The organism is uncultured Jatrophihabitans sp. (genome assembly GCF_964244045.1).
Lineage (GTDB): Bacteria > Actinomycetota > Actinomycetes > Mycobacteriales > Jatrophihabitantaceae > Jatrophihabitans.
Map to the genome: position 1 here is coordinate 82,078 of NZ_CAXTHK010000013.1, position 22,024 is coordinate 104,101.

Annotated in this window: 18 protein-coding genes and 1 pseudogene; 10 read left to right on the forward strand and 9 right to left on the reverse strand. The window is 69.5% G+C overall.

Annotated elements, in window-relative coordinates:
• Nucleotides 1–14: 14 nt before the first annotated feature.
• A complete protein-coding gene (locus tag ACFFC4_RS11815) occupies nucleotides 15–2,015 on the reverse strand; it encodes an alpha-1,4-glucan--maltose-1-phosphate maltosyltransferase (RefSeq protein ID WP_375501020.1) in 2,001 nt (666 codons plus the stop codon).
• Nucleotides 2,016–2,137: 122 nt separating this feature from the next.
• On the opposite strand from ACFFC4_RS11815, the gene glgP reads away from it, so the two are divergent.
• On the forward strand, nucleotides 2,138–4,696 hold the full coding sequence (gene glgP, locus ACFFC4_RS11820) for an alpha-glucan family phosphorylase (protein ID WP_375501022.1): 2,559 nt from the start codon (nucleotides 2,138–2,140) through the stop codon (nucleotides 4,694–4,696).
• Here the strand turns inward: glgP and ACFFC4_RS11825 are convergent.
• The 6 genes from ACFFC4_RS11825 to glgX all read right to left on the reverse strand — a co-directional run bounded on the left by ACFFC4_RS11825 (nucleotide 4,621) and on the right by glgX (nucleotide 11,987).
• Nucleotides 4,621–5,778, reverse strand: a complete 1,158-nt coding sequence (locus ACFFC4_RS11825; protein WP_375501024.1) for a homoserine O-acetyltransferase — start codon at nucleotides 5,776–5,778, stop codon at nucleotides 4,621–4,623. The genes glgP and ACFFC4_RS11825 overlap by 76 nt on opposite strands.
• Nucleotides 5,779–5,780: 2 nt before the next feature.
• On the reverse strand, nucleotides 5,781–7,097 hold the full coding sequence (locus ACFFC4_RS11830; protein ID WP_375501026.1) for a bifunctional o-acetylhomoserine/o-acetylserine sulfhydrylase: 1,317 nt from the start codon (nucleotides 7,095–7,097) through the stop codon (nucleotides 5,781–5,783).
• 88 nt (nucleotides 7,098–7,185) lie between these two features.
• Entirely contained in the window at nucleotides 7,186–8,028 is an 843-nt protein-coding gene (locus ACFFC4_RS11835) for an ABC transporter permease (protein ID WP_375501028.1), read from the reverse strand.
• Entirely contained in the window at nucleotides 8,025–9,011 is a 987-nt protein-coding gene (locus ACFFC4_RS11840) for an ATP-binding cassette domain-containing protein (protein WP_375501064.1), read from the reverse strand. The genes ACFFC4_RS11835 and ACFFC4_RS11840 overlap by 4 nt, the downstream gene beginning before the upstream one ends.
• Before the next feature lie 31 nt (nucleotides 9,012–9,042).
• Complete coding sequence (locus ACFFC4_RS11845; RefSeq protein WP_375501030.1) at nucleotides 9,043–9,816, reverse strand: HAD-IIA family hydrolase; 774 nt, start codon at nucleotides 9,814–9,816, stop codon at nucleotides 9,043–9,045.
• A gap of 17 nt (nucleotides 9,817–9,833) precedes the next feature.
• Nucleotides 9,834–11,987, reverse strand: a complete 2,154-nt coding sequence (gene glgX, locus ACFFC4_RS11850; protein ID WP_375501032.1) for a glycogen debranching protein GlgX — start codon at nucleotides 11,985–11,987, stop codon at nucleotides 9,834–9,836.
• A gap of 107 nt (nucleotides 11,988–12,094) precedes the next feature.
• On the opposite strand from glgX, the gene ACFFC4_RS11855 reads away from it, so the two are divergent.
• The 6 genes from ACFFC4_RS11855 to ACFFC4_RS11880 are packed head-to-tail and all read left to right on the forward strand — an operon-like array spanning nucleotide 12,095 to nucleotide 17,529.
• Nucleotides 12,095–13,609, forward strand: a complete 1,515-nt coding sequence (locus ACFFC4_RS11855; RefSeq protein WP_375501034.1) for a trypsin-like peptidase domain-containing protein — start codon at nucleotides 12,095–12,097, stop codon at nucleotides 13,607–13,609.
• A 17-nt stretch (nucleotides 13,610–13,626) separates the two neighbouring features.
• The gene (locus ACFFC4_RS11860; RefSeq protein WP_375501036.1) at nucleotides 13,627–14,427 is read left to right on the forward strand and encodes an ABC transporter ATP-binding protein; all 801 of its coding nucleotides are present in this window, start codon (nucleotides 13,627–13,629) and stop codon (nucleotides 14,425–14,427) included.
• Nucleotides 14,428–14,482: 55 nt separating this feature from the next.
• Entirely contained in the window at nucleotides 14,483–15,277 is a 795-nt protein-coding gene (locus ACFFC4_RS11865; protein WP_375501038.1) for an enoyl-CoA hydratase/isomerase family protein, read from the forward strand.
• On the forward strand, nucleotides 15,274–16,221 hold the full coding sequence (locus tag ACFFC4_RS11870; RefSeq protein ID WP_375501040.1) for a class I SAM-dependent methyltransferase: 948 nt from the start codon (nucleotides 15,274–15,276) through the stop codon (nucleotides 16,219–16,221). The genes ACFFC4_RS11865 and ACFFC4_RS11870 overlap by 4 nt, the downstream gene beginning before the upstream one ends.
• A gap of 2 nt (nucleotides 16,222–16,223) precedes the next feature.
• Nucleotides 16,224–16,901, forward strand: a complete 678-nt coding sequence (locus ACFFC4_RS11875; RefSeq protein ID WP_375501042.1) for an HAD hydrolase-like protein — start codon at nucleotides 16,224–16,226, stop codon at nucleotides 16,899–16,901.
• The gene (locus ACFFC4_RS11880) at nucleotides 16,885–17,529 is read left to right on the forward strand and encodes an acyltransferase (RefSeq protein ID WP_375501044.1); all 645 of its coding nucleotides are present in this window, start codon (nucleotides 16,885–16,887) and stop codon (nucleotides 17,527–17,529) included. The genes ACFFC4_RS11875 and ACFFC4_RS11880 overlap by 17 nt, the downstream gene beginning before the upstream one ends.
• Nucleotides 17,530–17,772: 243 nt before the next feature.
• Here ACFFC4_RS11880 and ACFFC4_RS11885 read toward each other — a convergent pair.
• Nucleotides 17,773–18,303: pseudogene (locus ACFFC4_RS11885) on the reverse strand (glycogen/starch synthase); the annotation flags it as partial.
• Between the two features lie 173 nt (nucleotides 18,304–18,476).
• Here ACFFC4_RS11885 and ACFFC4_RS11890 point away from each other — a divergent pair.
• Together ACFFC4_RS11890 and ACFFC4_RS11895 are read left to right on the forward strand one after the other, a co-directional pair.
• On the forward strand, nucleotides 18,477–19,868 hold the full coding sequence (locus ACFFC4_RS11890) for an IS1380 family transposase (protein WP_375501046.1): 1,392 nt from the start codon (nucleotides 18,477–18,479) through the stop codon (nucleotides 19,866–19,868).
• 422 nt (nucleotides 19,869–20,290) lie between these two features.
• Complete coding sequence (locus ACFFC4_RS11895) at nucleotides 20,291–20,857, forward strand: hypothetical protein (protein WP_375501048.1); 567 nt, start codon at nucleotides 20,291–20,293, stop codon at nucleotides 20,855–20,857.
• Here ACFFC4_RS11895 and ACFFC4_RS11900 read toward each other — a convergent pair.
• Entirely contained in the window at nucleotides 20,822–21,529 is a 708-nt protein-coding gene (locus tag ACFFC4_RS11900) for a class I SAM-dependent methyltransferase (RefSeq protein WP_375501050.1), read from the reverse strand. The two genes, ACFFC4_RS11895 and ACFFC4_RS11900, sit on opposite strands and share 36 nt — an antisense overlap.
• A gap of 275 nt (nucleotides 21,530–21,804) precedes the next feature.
• Between ACFFC4_RS11900 and ACFFC4_RS11905 the strand changes: the two genes are divergently transcribed.
• Nucleotides 21,805–22,024 (forward strand): hypothetical protein (locus ACFFC4_RS11905; protein ID WP_375501052.1); only part of this gene is annotated, 220 nt, incomplete at its 3' end.

Consider the following 22,024-nt stretch of genomic DNA (forward strand, 5'->3'; position numbering starts at 1 on the left):
GCCTTTCCGTGGGCTCAGGGCGTGACGGCGAAGATGTGCGCGGCACGGGTGAGTGGGTCGAGGCGGACGTAATTGCGCTCGCCCCAGCGATATTCTTCACCGCTGAGCAGGTCGCGCACGCCGAACCCGGCCTCGGCCGAGTAGGGCGTCATGCCCAGCGCCTCGAGGTCGAGGCGGACAGTGGCCTCGCCCCACTGGTGCGGGTTGAACGTGACGGCCACGATGATCGTGTCGCCGCTGGTCTCGTCCCGTTTGCTGAACACGCTGATGTCGGGGTTGTCGACCTCATGAAAGGTAACGTCGCGCAACTGCTGCAGCGCAGGGTGCTCCCGGCGGATCTCGTTGAGCCGCGTGATCAGTGGCACCAGCGAGCGTCCATCAGCGATCGCTGCGGCGAAGTCGCGCGGCCGCAGCTGGTACTTCTCGGAATCCAGGTACTCCTCGCTGCCCGGTCGAACGGGCAGATGTTCGTAGAGTTCGAAGCCCGAGTACACCCCCCACGTCGGCGACGTGGTGGCAGCCAGCACGGCGCGAATGGCGAAGCCGGCCGGCCCGCCGGTCTGCAGCGACTCGTGCAGGATGTCGGGCGTGTTGACGAAGAAGTTCGGCCGCATGTAGTGCGCCGAGTCGGCGAGCTCGTCGATGTATTCCTCGAACTCTTCCCGCTCGGTGCGCCAGGTGAAGTAGGTGTAGCTCTGGTGGAACCCGACCTTGGCGAGCTCGTGCATCATGGCCGGCCGGGTAAAGGCCTCGGCCAGGAACAGCACGTCCGGGTCGGTTCTGCGGACCTCGCCCAGCAGCCAGTGCCAGAAGTTGATCGGCTTGGTGTGCGGGTTGTCGACGCGGAAGATGCGCACGCCGGCGTCCATCCAGTGCCGCACGATGCGCAGGCACTCGGCGTACAGGCCCGTGGGGTCGTTGTCGAAGTTCAGCGGGTAGATGTCCTGGTACTTCTTCGGCGGGTTCTCGGCGTACGCGATCGTGCCGTCGGGTTTGGTGGTGAACCACTCGGGGTGGCTGGTGACCCACGGATGGTCGGGCGCGCACTGCAGTGCGAGGTCGATGGCGACCTCCATGCCGAGCTCGCGGGCGCGCGCGACGAAGGCCTTGAAGTCGGCCATCGTGCCGAGCTCGGGGTGGATCGCGTCGTGACCGCCCTCGGCCGAGCCGATCGCCCAGGGTGAGCCGACGTCCCAGCTGGCCGCGACCAGCGTGTTGTTCGGTCCCTTGCGGTTGACCTCGCCGATCGGGTGGATCGGTGGCACGTAGACGACGTCGAAGCCGAGCGAGGCGACGTAGTCGAGGTGCTCGGTCGCGTCCTTGAACGTGCCGTGCCGCGAGGGTTTGGCGGGCGCAGCCGGGTCGTGGGCGAGCTCTGCGCCGATCGAGCGCGGGAAGAACTCGTACCACGACCCGTACAGAGCGCGGGTGCGGTCGATGAACAGCGGGTAGCGCGGCGAGGTGATTACGTACTCGCGCACCGGGAAGTCATGCACGAGCTGTTGCAGGTACGTGTCGAATGCGGGCGCCACCCGGTGCGCGACGTCGAGCGTGCTGTCGCGCAGCGCGGAGGCGGCCGCCGCGGCGCGGATCCGCTCGGCCTTCGACAGCGCCTTGGCGAGCTGGTCGAACAGCCGGGCGCCGGTCTCGAAGTCGTTGGCGAGGTCCTCGCTGCCCTGCCCCGCCTCGATCTTGACCGTGACGGCGTGGTGCCACGTGGCGAGCGGGTCGCTCCACGCCTCGACGCTGAACGAAGCGGGGCCCGGCTCGGTGAAGATGAGGTCCGCGTGCATCCGGTCGGTGCCCGGCGCGCCGGGTGCCATGCGCACCGTCGCCACCTTCTTGCCCGCGGCGTCGCGGACGACGACGTTGGCGCCGATGGCGTCGTGGCCCTCGCGGAAGACCACCGCGCTGATCGGGATGCGTTCGCCGACGACCCCTCGTGCCGGGAACTCACCGAGCACGGTGGAACCGACTACGGGGCTGACCTTCGTGAGTCCGAATCGTCCTACCACCCCGAGCACCCTACCCACCGTCAGTGGTTGTTCTGCACCTCCCACGAGGACGCGACGGGTCTTGATGACGAGCTGCTGCTGAGCTACTGAAAGCCTTTGCGGTGCTGCTAGCGTTTGCGGGCGTGAAAGCACTCCGCAGGCTGACCGTCCGCGCCGCGTTCCCCTCGCAACTGACGAAGCTCGGCGACCTCGTCGCGAACCTGCGCTGGTCGTGGCACACCGAATCTCTCGACCTGCTCGAGTCGGTGGACCCCGACCTGTGGCGGGCCAGCGGGCACGATCCCGGCCACATGCTGGCGATGGTCACGCCGCAGCGCTTCGCCCAGCTCGCCGCCGACCGCAAGTTCCTGCGGCGTCTCGAGGACCTCTCCGAGGATCTGTCCGAGTACCTCACCCAGCCGCGCTGGTACCAGGACCAGCAAGCCGGCGGTTCCCAATACCCCGCCTCGATCGGCTACTTCTCGCCCGAGTTCGGCATCACCGAGGTCCTGCCGCAGTACTCCGGTGGTCTCGGCATCCTGGCCGGCGATCATCTCAAGGCGGCCAGCGACCTCGGTGTGCCGATTATCGGCGTCGGCCTGCTCTACGGCGCGGGCTACTTCCGCCAGTCGCTCTCGCGCGACGGCTGGCAGCTCGAGCACTACCCGTCCTTGGATCCGCAGGGCCTGCCGGTCAAGGCCCTGCTCGACGCCGCCGGTGCGCCGGTCCGCGTGTCGCTGGCCCTGCCCGGTTCGCGCACGTTGCACGCTGCGGTGTGGGTGGCGCAGGTCGGCCGCGTCCCGCTGCTGCTGCTCGACAGCGACATCGAGGAGAACGACGCCGAGGCCCGCCTCGTCACCGACCGGCTCTACGGCGGCGGCCCCGACCACCGCCTCGAGCAGGAGCTGCTGCTCGGCGTCGGCGGCGTGCGCGCAATCCGCGCCTACTGCGCGGCCACCGGCGTGCCGGCGCCGTCGGTCTTTCACACCAACGAGGGGCACGCCGGCTTCCTGGGCGTCGAGCGCATCCGCGAGCTCGTCGAGTCCGACGGACTGGCCTTCGACGAGGCACTGCAGGCCGTGCGCGCCGGCACCGTCTTCACCACCCACACACCGGTGCCGGCCGGCATCGACCGCTTCGCGCGCGATCTCGTGGCCGCGCACCTGACCGGCCTGGCCGGTTCCCTGCCTGCCGACCGGGTGCTTGCCCTCGGCGCCGAGGAGGATCCCTCGATCTTCAACATGGCGCACATGGGCCTGCGGCTCGGGCAGCGCGCCAATGGCGTCTCGTTGTTGCACGGCGAGGTCAGCCGGGGCATGTTCGCCAACCTCTGGCCCGGCTTCGATCAGGCCGACGTGCCGATCACCTCGGTGACCAACGGCGTGCACGCGCCGACCTGGATGTCGCGCGAGATCCTCGAGGTCGTCGAGCGCGAGGTGGGCGCAGCTGCCGTCGCCGGCGGCGGCGCATGGGACGCCGTCGACAAGATCAGCGACGCCGATCTGTGGCGGGTACGCAACGTGCTGCGCGAGCGGCTGGTCGGCGAGATCCGCCGGCGGGTGCATGCGTCGGGTCTGCAGCGCGGGATGAGCGAAGCGGAGCTGGGTTGGGTCTCTACCGCCTTCGACTCCGACGTGTTGACCATGGGTTTCGCGCGGCGTGTTCCGTCCTACAAGCGGCTGACGTTGATGCTGCGCGACCCCGAGCGCCTCAAGAGCCTGCTGCTCGACCCGCAGCGCCCGGTCCAGATCGTCATCGCCGGCAAGAGCCACCCGGCCGACGACGGCGGCAAGCAGCTCATCGCCCAGATGGTGCGCTTCGCCGACGACCCGGCGGTGCGGCACCGCATCACCTTCCTGCCTGACTACGACATCGGCATGGCGCGCTACCTCTACTGGGGCGTCGACGTGTGGTTGAACAACCCGCTGCGTCCGCTCGAGGCGTGCGGAACGTCCGGCATGAAGGCCGCCCTGAACGGCGCGCTGAACCTGTCGATCATGGACGGGTGGTGGGACGAATGGTTCGACGGCGACAACGGCTGGGCCATCCCGTCGGCCGACGGTCTCGGCGACGCCGACCGGCGTGACGACCTCGAAGCCACCGCGCTGTACGACCTGATCCAGAACAACGTCGCGCCGCGCTTCTACGACCGCGCGGGGGATGCGGCGCCCACCCGCTGGGTGCAGATGGTGCGGCACACCCTGAAGTCGCTCGGGCCGAAGGTGCTGGCCAGCCGGATGGTGGCCGAATACGTCAATCGGTTGTACGCGCCGGCCGGCCTGTCCTCCGAGCGGATGTGCGCCGACAACTTCGCTGCCGCCCGCGACCTCGCGGCGTGGACGACGAAGGTCCGCGCGGCGTGGCCGGCGGTGTCGGTGCTGCACGTCGACTCGCAGCTGTCCGGAGTGGGTGACGCCCAGGTCGGCGACATCATGACCCTGCGCGCTGAGGTGGCTCTCGGCGGGCTCGAACCGTCGGACGTCCTGGTCGAGGCCGTGTTCGGCGCGGTCGATGCCGAGGACCGGCTCGTGTCTCCTGTCGCCGCGCCCCTGACCGTGGGTGAGGCCATTGACGGCGCGGTCCGTTACGAGGGCGGCGTCCCGCTGCAGACCACCGGTCCGTTCGGCTACAGCGTCCGGGTACTACCCAGCAACCCGCTGCTGGCGTCGTCGAGCGAGCTGGGCGTGGTGGCCACCGCGTGATCTGACGGCTCGGCCGACCGCTCGAGCGTACGGCGCACGAGGGCGCCGACCTGCTCGATCTCCAGCAGGAAGCCGTCGTGGCCGTAGTCGGAGTGGATGACGTGCAGGCCGTCTGCATTCGCGGCGTGCTCGGCGATGAACTGCTGTTGCCGCAGCGGGTACAGCCGATCGCTGTCGACGCCGGCCACGACAAGTGAGACGCCGATCGCGGCAAGAGCCGCGGCTGCGCCACCCCTGCCACGTCCGACGTCGTGGGTGTTCATGGCCTCGGTGAGCACCACGTAGCTTTCGGCGTCGAAACGGTCCGCCAGCTTGTCGGCGTGGTGGTCGAGGTAGGAGACGACGGTGTACCGGCCGTCGTCCTGGACGTCGCGCCCGAACCGGGTGTCCAGCTCGTACTCGCTGCGGTAGGTGAGGTGTGCGATGCGGCGGGCGATGCCCAGCCCGCTGGCCGTGTCGCTGGCCGTGTCGCTGGCCGTGTCGCTGGCCGTGTTGCTGCGGATGGCGAGCACCTGCGTGCTCTGCGTGGCGATCTGGTCCGCACTGGCGGCGGCACCGACGGCCAGGACGAGCGCAGCGCCGACGCGGTCGGGGTACATGGCCGCCCACTCGAGCGCCCGCATCCCGCCCATCGACCCGCCGAGCACGGCCGCGAAGCATGCGATGCCGAGGTGATCGGCCAGCAGCGCCTCGACACGCACTTGGTCGCGGATGGTCAAGGCGGGGAACTGCCTGCCTTGCACGCTCGACGGACCGGTACTGCCCTGGCAACCGCCGAGCACGTTCGCCGCGACGACGAACCACCGATCGGTGTCCAGGGCAAGGCCCGGTCCGATCAGACCGTCCCACCAACCTGGAGTGAGCTGGCCCTCGGCGGGTGGTCCGGCGACGTGCGCGTCGCCGGTGAGCGCGTGCTCGACAAGGACGGCGTTGGCGATGCCGTGGGCGTCGCGTTCGGGCACGCCCCAGGTCTCGTAGGCGACGCGGACGTCAGGCAGGTATCCGCCCAGTTCGAGCTCAACTGTGCCGAGGTCGGCGAACCGGCGACCCGCAACGGGGTCACCGGTTCGCCACCCCGCCACGGTCAGTTCTCCTTGGCTGCGCGGAACCCCGCGTCCAGGTCGGCCAGGATGTCGGCGATGTTCTCGATGCCGACGGCAAGGCGCACCAGACCGGGCGTGACGCCGGTAGCCAGCTGCTCCTCGGGTGAGAGCTGTGAGTGGGTCGTCGATGCCGGGTGAATCACCAGGCTGCGTACGTCGCCGATGTTGGCGACGTGGCTGTGCAGCTCGAGCGCCTCGACGAAGCTCTTGCCGGCCTCGTCGCCGCCGACGATCTCGAATGCAAGTACCCCGCCGACACCGAGGGGCGCGTACTTCTGCGCCCGCTCGTGCCACTGGCTGGACGACAGCCCGGCGTAGTTGACCGACAGCACCTCGTCGCGCTGCTCGAGCCACTCGGCGACGGCCTGGGCGTTCTGCACGTGCCGCTCGACCCGCAGGCTCAGCGTCTCGATGCCCTGGGCCAGCAGGAAGGCGTTGAACGGCGCGATGGCCGAGCCGAGGTCGCGCAGCAGCTGCACGCGGGCCTTGAGGATGTAGGCGAGGTTCGCACCGAGTGGCGAGCCGACGCCGAGGTCGCGGGCGTAGACGAGGCCGTGGTAGCTGCCGTCGGGGGTGTTGTAGTTCGGGAAGCGCTCGGGGTCGGCGGCGTAGTCGAAGCGGCCGGCGTCGACAATGGCGCCCCCGATTGCCGTGCCGTGCCCGCCCAGGTACTTGGTGGCCGAGTGCACTACGACATCGGCGCCGTGCTCGATCGGGCGGATGAGGTACGGCGTGGCGATGGTGTTGTCGACGACGAGCGGCACGCCGGCCTCGTGGGCCACGCCCGCCACGGCCTCGATGTCGAGGACGTCGATCTGCGGGTTGCTGATCGTCTCGGCGAAGAAGGCTTTGGTGTTGGGCTGGACGGCCGCGCGCCACTGCTCGAGGTCGTCGGGGTCATTCACGAAGCTGACCGTGATGCCCATCTTCGGGAACGTGTAGTGGAACAGGTTGTACGTCCCGCCGTAGAGGCGCGCGCTGGACACGATGTGGTCGCCGGTCTCGGCGAGATTCAGCAGCGCGATCGTCTCGGCGGCCTGCCCGCTGGAGGTCAGCAGCGCGCCGACACCGCCCTCGAGCGAGGCGATGCGGTCCTCGACCGCGGCCTGCGTCGGGTTCATGATCCGGGTGTAGATGTTGCCGAACTCCTTGAGCGCGAACAGGTTCGCGGCCTGCTCGGTGCTCTCGAAGGTGTAGGACGTCGTCTGGTAAATGGGTAGGGCCCGGGCGTGCGTGTCGCCGTCGGGCGTCTGGCCGGCGTGCACCTGACGTGTCTCGAATGACCAAGCGTCGGACATGGGGGCCTCCTCGGCCTCGAAGATCGGCATTGTCTAGCTGTCTAGTGGGCAATACCGGCAATGCTGCCACGGAAACGTGGGCGACACATCAGCGGGCGGCGGCCCGTTTGTACTGGCGCACCGCCAGCGGCACGAAGACGGCGAGGATGACGACGACCCACAGCAGCGAGTAGATGACCGGGTGGTGCAGTGACCAGGGGTGGTCGGGCAGCGGTGCACTACCGGTGTTGCCGAAAAGTTGACGCGCCGCCTGCGTCACCGTGGACACCGGGTTCCATTCGGCGAAGACCTTGAGCACGGTGGGCAGGTTGTTGCTCGGCACGAAGGTGTTGGCGATGAAAGTCAGCGGGAATATGACGATGAACGAGGCGTTGTTGACCACCTCGGCGCTGGGCACCACGAGTCCGACGACGGCCATGATCCAGGACATCGCGTAGGCGAAGAGCAGCAGCAGCAGGAACCCGGCCAGCGCCTCGCCCACGGACGTGCGGATCCGCCAACCAATGGCCAGCCCCGTGACCGACATGATGACGACGACGAGCACGTTGTTCAGCACGTCGCTGGTGGTGCGGCCCACTAGTACCGCCGACCGGGCCATCGGCAGCGAGCGGAACCGGTCGATGATGCCCTTCTGGATGTCGTCGGCCAGGCCGGCGCCGGTGGTCGTGGCGCCGAAGATGACGGTCTGGACGAAGACGCCTGGGATGAGGAACTCGCGGTAGCTGACTCCGGGCGGCGCCTTGATGGCGCTGCCGAAGACGTAGCCGAACAGCAGGATGAACATGATCGGCGAGATCGTCGAGAACACCAGCAGGTCGGGCACCCGCTTGATCTTGATCAAGTTGCGCTTGGCGACGATCGCGCCGTCGACCAGCGCCTTGCGCAGTCCGCCCTTGGGGGGCGTGAATGCGTGCTCGCTCGTGATGCTCATCGGTGTGCCTCCACGGGTTCGGGCTTGCCCGGTTCGTCGTCCTCGGTGCGGTGCCCGGTGAGGGTGAGGAACACGTCGTCCAGGGTGGGGCGACGCAGCGCGACGTCGTGCAGAGCGACGCCTGCCGCATCGAGACGGCGCAGGGCCTCGGTCAGTGTCGCCGCGCCACCGGTGACGGGCGCGGTGACCCGGCGGGTGTGCTCGTCGACCCCGACCGAACCGCCCTCGGCGAGTTGGGCCAGCACCTCCCGGGCGGTGGGAATTTCGGCGGGGGAGGACACGACCACCTCGACGCGCTCGCCGCCGACCTGGCTCTTCAGCTCGTCGGCGGTGCCTTCGGCGATCGAGCGACCGTGGTCGATGACGACGATGCGGTCGGCGAGCCGGTCGGCCTCCTCGAGGTACTGCGTCGTCAGCAGCAGCGTGGTGCCGCCGGTGACGAGCTCACGGATGACCTCCCACATCTCGGTGCGGCTGCGCGGGTCGAGCCCGGTGGTCGGCTCGTCGAGGAAGAGCACGGGTGGCGAGGCGACCAGCGCGCCGGCGAGGTCTAGGCGGCGTCGCATGCCGCCGGAGTAGGTCTTGGCCGGCCGGTCGGCGGCATCGTCCAGCGAGAAGCGCTCGAGCAGCTCGCGGGCTCGTTCACGGGCGCCGCGCCGGCCGAGCCCGTAGAGGCGGCCGATCATGTCGAGGTTCTCGAAGCCGGTGAGGTACTCGTCGACCGCGGCGTACTGACCGGACAGCCCGATCCGGGCGCGCACCTCGGCCGGGCGCGAGCGCACGTCGATGCCGGCCACGGTGGCCGAACCGCCGTCGGGCTCGAGCAGCGTCGTGAGGATGCGCACGGCCGTCGTCTTGCCGGCGCCGTTGGGCCCCAGCAGGCCCAGCACAGTGCCCTCGGGGACGGCGAGGTCGAGACCGTCGAGAGCACGCAGCGAGCCGTAGGTCTTCACCAGACCCTTGGCCTGGATTACGTCCGTCACCATGTGCTTGAGCGTAGGGGCGGGGTACGACTCAAATCAGTTCGACGGCGTCGGCGATCGAATCCAGCACCGTGCCAGGACGCCAGGGATACCGCTGGATGTCCTGCTGACGGGTCGAACCGGTCAACACCAGGATGGTGTCTACGCCGGCCTCGATCCCGGCCAGGACGTCGGTGTCCATACGGTCGCCGACCATCACCGTCGACTCCGAATGGGCCTCGATCTTGTTCAGGGCGCTGCGCAGCATCATCGGATTCGGCTTGCCGACGAAGTAGGGCTCGCGGCCGGTGGCCTTGCTGATCATGGCTGCCACCGAACCGGTGGCGGGCAACGAACCCTGCTCCGACGGGCCGGTCACGTCGGGATTGGTGGCGATGAAGCGGGCGCCGCCCTCGATCAGTCGGATGGCGCGGGTGATGGCCGAAAACGAGTACGTGCGGGTCTCGCCCAGCACCACGAAATCCGGATCGCGGTCGGTGAGGATGTAGCCGGCATCGTGCAATGCGGTGGTCAGGCCGGCCTCACCGATGACGTAGGCCGACCCGCGTGGCAGTTGGTCGGCGAGGAAGGTGGCGGTGGCCAGCGCCGACGTCCAGATCGCCTCCTCGGGCACCTGCAGCCCGGACTGCGCGAGCCGTGCCGACAGGTCGCGCGGCGTGAAGATCGAGTTGTTGGTCAGGACGAGGAACTTGCGCCCACGCTCCTCGAGCCGGGCCAGGAACTCGGCCGCCCCGGGGACGGCCAGCTCCTCCCGCACGAGCACACCGTCCATGTCCGACAGCCAGGACTCCGCAGCACTGCGCATGGGGACCAGTCTGCCGCTCAGCGACGCGCGATGCGCAGTAGCAGCACCGACCGGGCCGTCATGGTCGTCGCGCCGCCGGCGACGAGAGGCGGTCCCGCGACGGGGACGCCGCCGACCTGCGTGGTGTCGATGACCGCCTCGTAGCCGTCGCTCCACGGCGACCCCGGCAGCCGGAAGGCGCGCTCGTCCTCGCCCGAGTGGAGTAGCAGCAGGAACGAGTCGTCGACGATCGCCTCGCCGCGCCGGTTGCGATAGCGCAGCCGGCGGCCGTCGAGGTACATCCCGAGCGTGCGAAGCGAGCGGTCGAACCAATCACGGCTGGCGAGCTCGCGCCCGTCGGGGTGAAACCAGGCAAGGTCCTTGGTCGACCCGGTGCCGTCCTCGGTCGGTACGTCGCGGCCTTCGAAGAATGCGCTCTGCCTTAGCACCGGGTGCTCACGGCGCAGGGCCAGCAGCCGCCGCACCAATGCGAGCAGGTCGCCGGCCGGCTTGTCGACCGCGTCGTCGACGGCGGACCAGTCGACCCAGGAGATCTCGTTGTCCTGCGCGTAGGCGTTGTTGTTGCCCTGCTGCGTACGCCACATCTCGTCACCTGCGACGAGCATCGGCGCCCCGGTCGAGAGCAGCAGCGTCGAGAGCAGGTTGCGGGCCTGGCGGCGACGCAGCAAGTGCACCGCTGGCGGAGCCGGATCGCCTTCCGTGCCGCCGTTGTAGGAGCGATTGTCGTCGGTGCCGTCGCGGTTGTGTTCGCCGTTGGCCTCGTTGTGCTTGCGTTCGTAGGAGACGAGGTCACGCATGGTGAAGCCGTCGTGCGCGGTGACGAAGTTAATCGAGGCGATCGGCAGCCGGCCGTCGTCGCCGTAGAGGTCCGACGAGCCCGACAGCCGGTAGGCGAGGTCCTGCACGCCCCCCGAGCCGTGGGCCCAGAAGGAGCGCACCGTGTCGCGGTACTTGCCGTTCCACTCCGTCCACAGTGGCGGGAACTCACCGACCTGGTACCCGCCCGCCCCGACGTCCCACGGCTCGGCGATGAGCTTGACCTGCGAGATCACCGGGTCCTGGTGGATGGTGTCGAAGAACGAGGACAGCTTGTCGACGTCGTGCAGGGAGCGGGCGAGCGCGGACGCGAGGTCGAAGCGGAAGCCGTCGACGTGCATCTCGGTGACCCAGTAGCGCAGCGAATCGGTGATCAGCTGCAGCGGGAACGGTCGGCGCGGGTCGAAGGTGTTGCCGCAGCCGGTGTAGTCGACGTAGCGCGACGGGTCGTCCTGCTCGGCGCGGTAGTACGACCCGTTGTCGATGCCGCGGAAACTCAGCAGCGGGCCGTCGATGCCGCCCTCGGCCGTGTGGTTGTAGACGACGTCGAGGATGACCTCGATGCCGGCGCGGTGCAGCGCGCGGACCATCGCCTTGAATTCGCGTACGACGTTTCCGGCGCCGCCCGCGCGGGTGGCGGCGTAGGCGGCGTGCGGTGCGAAGAAGGCGATCGAGTTGTACCCCCAGTAGTTCGTCAGGCCGCGACGCTGCAGGTGCGGTTCGCTGACGAACTGGTGGATGGGGAGCAGCTCCACGGCGGTGACGCCGAGCGAGCGCAGGTGCTCGATGACCGCCGGTTGCGCGAGTCCGGCGTACGTGCCGCGCAGCTGCTCGGGGATGTGCGGGTGCAGCGCAGTGAAGCCCTTGACGTGCAGCTCGTAGATGACCGTCGCATCCCATGGGACGTCGGGCCGGGTGTCCTCGCCCCAGGGGAAGGCGTCGTGGGTGAGGACCGACCGCGGCACGCACGCTGCCGAGTCGGCGCCCGACCCCGGGTACACGCTCGGGTCCTCGCTGAAGTCGCCCTCGATGGCCCGTGCATAGGGGTCGACGAGGAGCTTGGCCGGGTTGTGGAACAACCCGCGGGCCGGGTCGAACGGGCCGTCGACACGGAACCCGTAGCGCTGCCCCGGGCCGACGCCGGGGACGTAGCCGTGCCACACGTGGTAGGTGCTGTCGCCCAGCGGGACACGGGTCTCCACGCCGGCGTCGTCGAAGAGGCAGACGGTTACGCCGGTGGCGGTGGTCGACCACAGGGCGAAGTTCGTGCCCTCGCCGTCCCAGTGCACGCCCAGCGGGAACGGTGTGCCCGGCCACGCCGGATCTGGATGGGCCGGATCGGGTTGGGCCGCCACCTGCCGGACTGTAGTGGACGCCGCCCGTCTGCCGATGTGAGTCGATTCCCAGGATGTTCATGGCACCGGCTCAGCGAAACCCAGGCAATGGGGGTAATCCTTGAGGCATGACGACGAACGACCCGTTCGGGCCGGCGCAGCAGCGCGAACCCGACGAGGAGCGCTACACGCCGCCACCAGCAACCGAGGCGCCGGCGCAATGGCCCACCCAGTGGGCGCCGCCGGTCCAGTACTACCCGGGCACTGCGGCGTATCCGCCGGGAACATACGGCCAGAGCTACCAGCACGACGAGCCTTACGGGTCTGCGCAGGATTACCCGCAGAGCTACGGGCGTACCGAGTCCTACGGCCAGTTCGGGCCGGGCTACGGCTACGGCTACGGCTACGGCTACCCGGCGTACGGCGCGCAGTACGCAGGTGGCACGCAGGGCTTGTCGCCGGTACGTAAGCGCAACGCCCGGCTCCTTGCCGGCCTGGCCGCGGCGGTCGTGGCCGCGGCGCTGGTGTTGTTCGGCGTCGGGTTCGCGACCGGCTCGTCGTCGTCGAGCACCAGCGGCAGCGGCTCGGCACTGCAGGAGCTGCCACAGCTGCAGGTGCCGAGCGATACGCCGGGTGGCGGCTCGTCGGGCAGCGGCAACGGGGGAGCGCTGCCCAACGGCGGCTCGTCGGCCGGGGGGTCGAACCCGGTCGCCACCGCCACGCAGCAGATCGGCATCGTGACCATCGTTTCGACGCTCAGGTACCAGAACGCCGAGAGCGCCGGCACCGGCATGATCCTCAGCTCCGACGGCGAGGTCCTGACCAACAACCACGTGGTGAACGGGGCAACGGCCATCACGGTGACCGTCGAATCGACCGGAAAGTCCTACCGCGCCGACGTTGTCGGTACCGCGCCGACCAAGGACGTCGCGGTGCTCAAGCTGCGCAACGCCTCGGGGCTGCAGACGGCCGAGCTGGCGAGCACCTCCCAGGACATCAAGGTCGGCGACGCGGTCGTCGGCGTCGGCAACGCCGGTGGCACCGGCACGCTCACTGCGGCCAGTGGCAAGGTCACCGGCCTGGACAAGTCCATCACCGCCACCGACGAGTCGGGTGCCGACGCAGAGCGGCTCACCGAGCTCATCGAGGTCGACGCCCCGATCATCTCGGGCGACTCCGGCGGCCCGCTGTACGACGCGGACGGCGAGATCATCGGCATCGACACCGCGGCCTCGACCCACCAGCAGAGCGGCACGGCCAACACCGCGTACGCGATCCGCATCGAGAACGCGCTGGGCGTCGTCAGGCAGATCGAGTCCGGGGTGCAGACCACCACCATCCACATCGGGCTGCCGGCCTTCGTCGGGTTCTCCCTGCAGGACCAGAACGGCACAGTGATCGTGCCCGAGCCCAGCCTCGGCGGCGGCCAGACGATCGTGCCGGACTCCCCGGCCGACCAGGTCGGTATCGAGCCCGGCTCGACCGTCACCGCGCTCGGCGGCACGAAGGTCACGTCAGCCGCGCAGATCAAGCGGATCCTGGCCGCGAAGAACCCGGGTGACCAGATCTCGATCAACTGGACGGACGCCGGCGGCGACCCGCACTCCGCAACGCTGACCCTGACCACGGGGCCTGCTGACTGACGCGCTTGGATGGCGGGATGGTGGTCGAACCGAATCCCGACGCCGTGCTCCAGCTCATCGACGTCTCGGTCCGACGCGGTCCGAAGACGTTGCTCGGCAACATCGACTGGACCGTCGAGGAGGACGAGCGCTGGGCGGTGCTCGGCCCCAACGGCGCCGGCAAGACCACCCTGCTGCAGATCGCGTCGGCCGCCATGCACCCGACGTCGGGCGAGGCGTACGTCTTCGGTGAGCGCCTAGGGCGGGTCGACGTCTTCGAGCTCCGCCCGCGGATCGGCTTCGCGTCGGCTGCGCTGGCAGAGCGTATCCCGCGCGGGGAGCGGGTCGACGATGTCGTGGTCAGCGCCGGCTACTCGGTGCTGGGCCGCTGGCGGGAGGCGTACTCCGACCACGACCTGTCCCGCGCGGCAAGGCTGCTCGACCGGCTCGGCATGGCCGGCTTCAGTGACCGCACCTACGGCACGTTGAGCCAGGGCGAGAAGGCCCGCGTCCAGATCGCTCGAGCCCTGATGACCGATCCGGAACTGCTGCTGCTCGACGAACCGGCCGCGGGCATGGACCTCGGCGGCCGGGAGGACCTGCTGCGCCGGCTCACCCGGCTGGCCGAGGACCCTTACGCGCCGGCGTCGGTGCTGGTGACGCACCACGTCGAGGAGCTGCCGCCCGGCATCAGCCACGTGCTGCTGCTGCGCGACGCGGGAGTGGTCGCGGCCGGGCTTGCCCGTGACGTCCTCACCGCCGAGCTGCTGAGCGAGACGTTCGGCCTGCCGCTCGAGGTCGAACGCCGCAGCGGACGCTGGTTCGCCCGGGCGGTCTGAGCGACACCGTAGGCTGCGGGGCGGTCGCAGGGCGGCGGTCACGAGGAGGTAGTCGATGTCGCAGCTGGTGCACGTCGAAGTTGGTGACGGTTCCGAGGGTTCGCTGGCCGGGGTGGCGACGATCAAGCTGGACCGCCCGCCGATGAACGCACTGAACACCGAGCTGCAGGAGCAGTTGCGCGCCGCGGCTGCGCAGGTGTCCGCCGACCCGGCGATCCGCGCGGTCGTGCTCTTCGGCGGCGCGAAGGTCTTCGCCGCGGGCGCAGACGTCAAGGAGTTCGCCGGCCAGGACCACGCCTACATGACGCGCGACGCGCACCGGCTGACGTCGGCACTGGACGCCCTGGCCCGCATCCCGAAGCCGGTGATCGCGGCGGTCACCGGGTACGCGCTCGGCGGCGGCTGCGAGCTGGCGCTGACCGCGGACTTCCGGGTCAGCGCGGATGACGCCCGGTGGGGCCAACCCGAGATCCTGCTCGGCATCATCCCCGGCGCCGGCGGCACGCAGCGGCTGCCGCGGCTCGTCGGCCCGGCCAAGGCCAAGGACCTGATCTTCACCGGCCGCTTCGTCGCTGCGGACGAGGCGCTCGAGATAGGGCTCGTCGACGTGGTGGTGCCCAGGGCCGACGTGTATGCCACGGCGCTGGCCATGGCGGCGAAGTTCGCGAAGGGCCCGGCCATCGCGCTGGCTGCCGCCAAGGCGGCGATCGATGGTGGTCTCGACGGTGACCTCGCGTCCGGGCTGCGGCTCGAGGCGCACCTGTTCGCGTCGCTGTTCGCCACCGAGGACCGCGCGATCGGTATGCAGTCGTTCATCGAGAGCGGACCCGGCAAGGCGCAGTTCACATGACGGCTGCCCCGCATCCGCACGCGAGCGCGGCCGAGGTCGAGGCGGCGTGGTCGGACCCCAAGCTGGCGAACGTGCTCTACCACGACTGGGAGGCGGGCACCTACGACGAGAAATGGTCGATCTCGTTCGACCAGCGCTGCATCGACTACGCCCGCGACCGATTCGTCCACGTCGCCGGCACCGACGGCTGGCCCTACGCCCGCTCGCTCGAACTCGGCTGCGGCACGGGCTTCTTCACGCTGAACCTGAAGCTGGCGGGCGTCCTGGACGAGGGCCACGTCACCGACCTCAGCCCGGGCATGGTCGAGGTCGCGCAGCGCAACGCGCGCGGTCTCGGCTTCGAGGTCAAGGGGCAGGTCGCCGACGCCGAGCAGCTGCCCTACGAGGACAACTCGTTCGACCTCGTCATGGGTCACGCCGTGCTGCACCACATCCCCGACCTCGACGCCGCCTTCGCCGAGATGCTGCGCGTGCTCAGGCCCGGTGGCCGGTTCGTCTTCGCCGGCGAGCCGACCCGGCACGGTGACTACCTGGCCCGCCGGCTCTCACGCTTCACCTGGTGGGCGGCCACGCACGCCACGCAGCTCCCGCCGCTGGCCGCTTGGCGCCGTCCGCAGGTCGAGCTCGACGAGTCCTCACGGGCGGCGGCGCTCGAGGCCGTTGTCGACATCCACACCTTCGTCCCGGACGAGCTGGAGGCCATCGCCCGGGCCGCGGGCGCAGTCGATGTCCGGGTCGCAACGTCCGAGCTGCTCGCCTCGTGGTTCGGCTGGCCGGTGCGGACCTTCGAGTGCGCCGTGCCGCGCGAGAAGCTGGGGATGCGCTGGGCCAACTTCGCGCTGAAGGGGTGGCAGCGGCTCTCGGCGGTTGACGAGAGGCTCGAGGGCATCGTGCCGCGCGGCCTGTTCTACAATGCCGAGATCACCGGCGTGAAGCGGGCCTGAAGGTGCTCTCGTACGTCCTCTTCGACCTGGACGGGACGCTGTCGGACTCAGCGCCGGGCATCCTGACCTCGCTGCGGCACGCCTTTGCCGAGAACGGTGTGCCGCCGCTCGACGCCGACACCGAGCGGACGCTGCTCGGCCCGCCGTTCTACACCTCGCTGCCGCCGTACCTGCCCGAAGGCGTCGAGCTGTGGGACGTCATCAATTCCTATCGCGCCCACTACCGGGCAGGCGCGATGTACAACACCACGGCCTACGCGGGAATCGGCGACGCGCTGGATGCCGTGCGTGCTGCGGGCCTCACCATGGCCGTGGCAACGAGCAAACCGGAGGCCCAGGCCGTCCCGATCGTCGAACGCCTGGGCTTCGCTGACCACTTCGTCACCGTGGGCGGCGACCTCGATTACGGCTCGCGCGGCACGAAGGCGCTCGTCGTCCAGGAGGTGCTGCGCCGCCTCGGCGACCCGGCGCCCGACACGGTGCTGATGGTCGGCGACCGCGAGCACGACGTGCTCGGCGCGCGGGCCTGCGGCGTCGAGACCATCGGCGCTGGGTGGGGGTACGGGGGGCCAGGTGAGCTCGAGGCAGCCGGGGCCCGCGCGATCTGCGCTGCCCCGCGCGAGCTGCCCGCCGCGTTGGGTATCGAGGCCATCGGGAGCCTCGGTGCTGCGGCGTCCTGACCGCGACCCCTGGCGCAGTCCGCGCTTCGTCACCCTCGCCTCCCTGCGCTGGGTGATCCGACACCGGGCCTGGACGCCCTGGTACCTCGTGCGCTACTGGCGCTTTTTCCGTTTCAAGCTCGCGAACCCGCACGTTGTCACGCGCGGGTTCGTCTTCCTGGACCGCGGCGTCGAGTTGTACGCGCGCCGTGGGCTGGGTCGGCTGGTACTGGGTCGGTGGCTGCACATCGGCTGCAACACAGCGATCCGCTGCCACGAGGGCACTCTGAGTGTCGGTGACAAGAGCGTGCTCGGTCGCGACAACTCGATCAACTGTTACCTCGACGTCGAGATCGGCGCCGCCGCGCTGTTCGCCGACCACGTCTACGTCTCGGATTTCGACCACCGATTCGACAACCTCGACGTCCCGATCAAGGACCAGGGGATTGCCAAGGCGCGCGTCCGCATCGAGCCCGACGTGTGGATCGGTACCAAGGTGACAATCGTCCGGGGCGTCGTGGTTGGCGAGGGGTCGGTCGTCGGTGCGAACGCGGTCGTCACCCGCGACCTGCCGCCCTACTGCGTCGCGGTCGGCGCGCCGGCGCGGGTCATCCGTGACCGGCGGGTTCCGGGTCGGCCGATCTTCTGACCTCCACGTACACGGCGTCCGTTGACGCAGCCACGGCCGGCCAGCCGTAACTGCGGCGTACCGGGTGGCCGCTCGGCGGGCGCGCGCACGAGCCGCTTCGGGGTCGACCAGCAGCTTGTCGACCGCCTCGGCGAGCGCGGCCACGTCGCCGGGCGGGAACGACGCCGCGGCCATCCCGTCAGCCGCGAGGTCGACCAGCCAGCGTTCGACGGAGTAGATGGCGCGATTCAGCGGGTCGGGCAGCCACCCCTGGTGGCGGCCCGCCTCGGTGGCGTGCAGCGTGCTGACCAGTGGGGCGCCGGTGACCTCGGCGAGCGTGATCGCCGACTGCGCCACGAGCCAGTCGTGAGCGTGCACCACGTCCGGTTGCCAGCCGGTGTTGCCGGCCAGCGCGGCGCGCAGCAGCGAGTGCTCGAAGGCCATCGCCCAGGCGATCAGCGACTCGGTGGTGAAGTCGATCGCCAGCGGGTCCGCAGCGGCCCGGATCACCCGTACGCCGGCGTCGTTGCTGTGGGTGGACGTCATGGTGTAGCCGCGCGTGACCAACCGGACGTCGTGCCCGGCGGCCGCGAGCTCGCCGGCCAATGCCCCGACGTGCCGGCCGAGGCCGCCCACGACGAAGGGCGGGTACTCCCAAGCCAGCATCAGCACCCGCACGGCGAGGCACATTAGCGGTGCCGGTGCTTTTACTGGCGCAGCGAGCCGGGCTGGGCGAACTGGCCGCTGAGCGTGCCGGCGCTGGATTGGCCGTACCCGGTCCGGGGGAGCGAACATCACCGGAGACTGACGGTTCCCCGCTAATCTTCTGACGATGACACCGTCTAAGCCTCGATCCACCGATGATCATGGCGGCGTGAGCGTGCCGTAGAGCGAGAATGCCCTTACGTAGCAGGAAGATCTGACTTGTCGAAGGTCCTGATCTCACCGCTACGAAGGGCATCTCGTAGATGCAACTTTCTCATAGGTCGTTGTCGTTGTCCGCGCGCTTCGATGAGGCGAGTCTCGTGTCGGCCGGTGGGCTGGTGCCGGTGCTGGGACTGGCCGAGAAGGCGGGTCTGCAGGCACTGGCCGATCAGCACTTGACGGTGCCGACGGACAAGGGTGCGCACGCCGGGTCGAAGGTCGCCGCGCTGGTCGCTGGCATGGTGGCCGGGGCGGACAGCATCGAGGACATGAACCTGCTGCGGCACGGCGGGATGGGCCGGCTGTTTACCGGCCTGTCCGCACCGTCGACGCTGGGCTCGTTCCTACGCAGCTTCGCGTTCGGGCACGTGCGCCAGCTCGACGCGGTCGCAGCTCGCCTGGTCGCCGAGCTCGCGGCGCGGACACCGCTGCTGCCCGACGCCGGACAGATCGCCTACCTCGACGTCGATGACACCATCCGGGCGACCTACGGCTACGCCAAACAGGGCGCGGGCTACGGCTACTCCGGCGTGAAAGGACTGAACGCGCTGATCGCCGCGCTATCCACGCCGCGCAGCGCGCCGGTGATCGTCGCGACCCGGCTGCGCAAGGGCTCGGCCAACTCCGCCCGCGGCGCCACCCGGCTGGTCGCCGACGCGCTGAAGACGAGCCGGGTCTGCGGGGCGAACGGGTTGCTGGTCGTGCGGGCGGACTCGGCGTTCTACGGCCGCGACGTCGTCGCCACGATCGGCCGAGCGAAGGCCCGGTTCTCGATCACCGCCCGCCAGGACGTCGCCGTGAAGCGGGCGATCGCCGGCATCGCCGAGGATGCGTGGACGACGATCCGCTACCCCCACGCCGTGTTCGACGACCAACTCGGCCAGTGGGTCAGCGATGCCGAGGTCGCTGAGGTGCCGTTCACCGCGTTCGCCTCCCGCGGCAAGAAACACGCTGTCACCGCACGGTTGATCGTGCGCCGGGTCCGTGACCAGAACCCTGCTCACGTCGTCTCCAACGCCCAGGGCGAGCTGTTCCCGGCCTGGCGCCACCATGCCGTGTTCACTGATTCGCCCCTGATGATGCTGCAGGCCGAGGCCGACCACCGCCGGCACGCGATCATCGAACAAGTCATCGCCGACCTGAAGAACGGTCCGCTGGCGCATCTGCCCTCGGGGCGGTTCAACGCCAACGGCGCCTGGCTGGTGCTGGCCGCGATGGCGTTCAACCTGACCCGCGCCGCCGGCGCACTCGCGTCGTTGTTCCACGCCCGAGCGACCACCGCCACGATCCGCCGTCAGCTGATCAACGTCCCCGCCCGACCGGTCCGCTCCGCCCGCCGCATCCATCTACGGCTACCGACGAACTGGCCCTGGACCAACGCCTGGCTCGCCCTGTTCACCGCGGCACTCGGACCACCGGCCGCAGCCACGTCCTGACCACCGGCCCACGGTCACGACCGACGATCAGTGGAACAGCCGGGCAGAACGGCAGCCCCCACACGCCCGCACAGCGCTCACCCCGAGCCAAGATCAACAGGACTCAACAGGAATTCGCTTCGGTGCATCCGGGCTAAGTTCGACGCCGATCGCGTTGTGGGCCGACCAGGATCTGTCCTCTGGACCGTCGGTCTCTTGGAATCGCTGACCGGGTTCCTGATCCTCGCCGTCGAGGCGTTTGAGACCGCCTCGACGGATTGGGCGCGTGTCGCTGTTGGATGCGTACTGGTACTTGTCGGGCACATCCTGGTCGCCGTCAGTGCGGTACTCCGCCGCCCTAGGTCACCCGTCGACAACGAACCTGCACGGCGGTCAACCCACAGCTCGTGGTCTTGACGCCGGTCTCAGATTAGTCTGCGGAGGTGCGTCCGGCCCCCGAGCGACAACCCGCCGCTCGTGGCGGTCGCGCCGAGCGACTCGGCCTCGTCGGCGCGGTGCTCGTCGTGCTCGGACTGGTGCTGTGCGTGGCCTACCGGTTCACCGCGTCGAACGAACCGCATTCCTACGCCGCCGACGCGGTGGCCCCGTACGACGTGCGCGTGACGCAGGGCCAGCTCTATCACGTGGCGATCCATCGGGGCATCGACGCCGAGCAGGACCTGGGTCTCGTGCCCGCTGCCCTGGCTTGCACATACGCGGTACAACCGGGCACCGAGCGTCCGCTGTCGCTGACTGCCGAGCCATCGACGAGCAAGGCGACGAACGTCATTGCCACCTTCCAGGCCCCGGTGACGGGCAGCGTGCACATCGGTTGCACCGGATTGCCGGCCGTCTTCGTCGATGATGCGGACAACGAGTCGGCCGACCGGTCGGGTTGGTACCTGCTGCTCGGTGTCCTCGCCCTCGTCACCGGCGTTCCGCTGCTGCTGTCCGGGCTGCGGACGATGTACCGGTCAGGCTCGCTCGGCCAGCACCACGAGGTCGAGTGATTCGTCGACGTCGCGGCCGGTGTCTGCAGCGACGATGAAGTCGCGGGTGGTTATCGCCGCGACGTCGGCCCGCAGCGCCGCCGACCACTCGTGCGGGGACGTCGCGAGCTGGGCGTCGACCAGCGAGCCGCCGTGGCGCTCGTCGGCCTCGGCCAGCCCCTTACCGGCGTGCAGACCACCGATCCACGTGCTGCGAAATCCGCCGTGGCGAATCAGCTCGACCAGCTCGATGGACGTGAATTCCTTGGTATGAAAGGGATTCAATGGCGTCTCGCGGCCGGGGGAGAAGGTCAATCGATTCGGCGTGGTGACGAGCAGCAGTCCGTCGGGACGCAGCACCCGGCGGCATTCGCGCACGAACTGCGGGTGGTCCCATACGTGTTCGATGACCTGCAGCGTGGCGAGCACGTCGACCGCGGCGTCGCCCACCGGCAATGCGGCGAGGTTGCCACGCACGAACCGCGCCTGCGGATACTGTCGCGCCGCGTGCTGGACTGTGGCGCGGTCGTAGTCGACTCCGAGGATCGACGTCGCCGCCGAGGCCAGCAGCGCGGTGCCATAACCCTCGCCGCAGCCGACCTCCAGCACGTGGCCACGAACGTGACGCAGCGCGAACTCGTACGCAGCCTCGTGCCGGCGGAACCAGTAGTTCTCGTCCGGGATGTCGGGCACCGTGCGTTCACCGGTCAGCGGGAGCTGGTCCAGCGGGTCGTCGGCGATGTCGGCTCCTGACGATTCGTGTCGTGCGTTGCGCGATCAGATGGCCTCGCACCACGGTAGTGGTGGGCCGAATTTTGCAAGAGCAAAGCTCAGCGACCACGGCGCTTCGTCGCCGGTTCTGGTGCGCTTTTCGGCTCGCGTTTCGCTTCGGATCTTGTTGCAGAAATCCCCGGATTTGCTGGGCTAAAGCATGGCGAGAACCTCCCGTCTACGGTAAAATAGAATACGTGAGCGAAACGCTGGAGCGGTTCGACCTGACGGTCGCGCTCGCCGCCGCCCACACCGCGATCGACGCACTCCAAGCCGGGGAGCTGACCTGCTACTCGGACCAGGACCTCACCGCGCTGCTGCGCGAGACCGAACGCCTGCGCCACCGTCTGGAGACGGTCGACCACGTCCAGATCCTGGAGCTCGAACGGCGCGGTCTGGCGTTGACGGCGGGGGCGC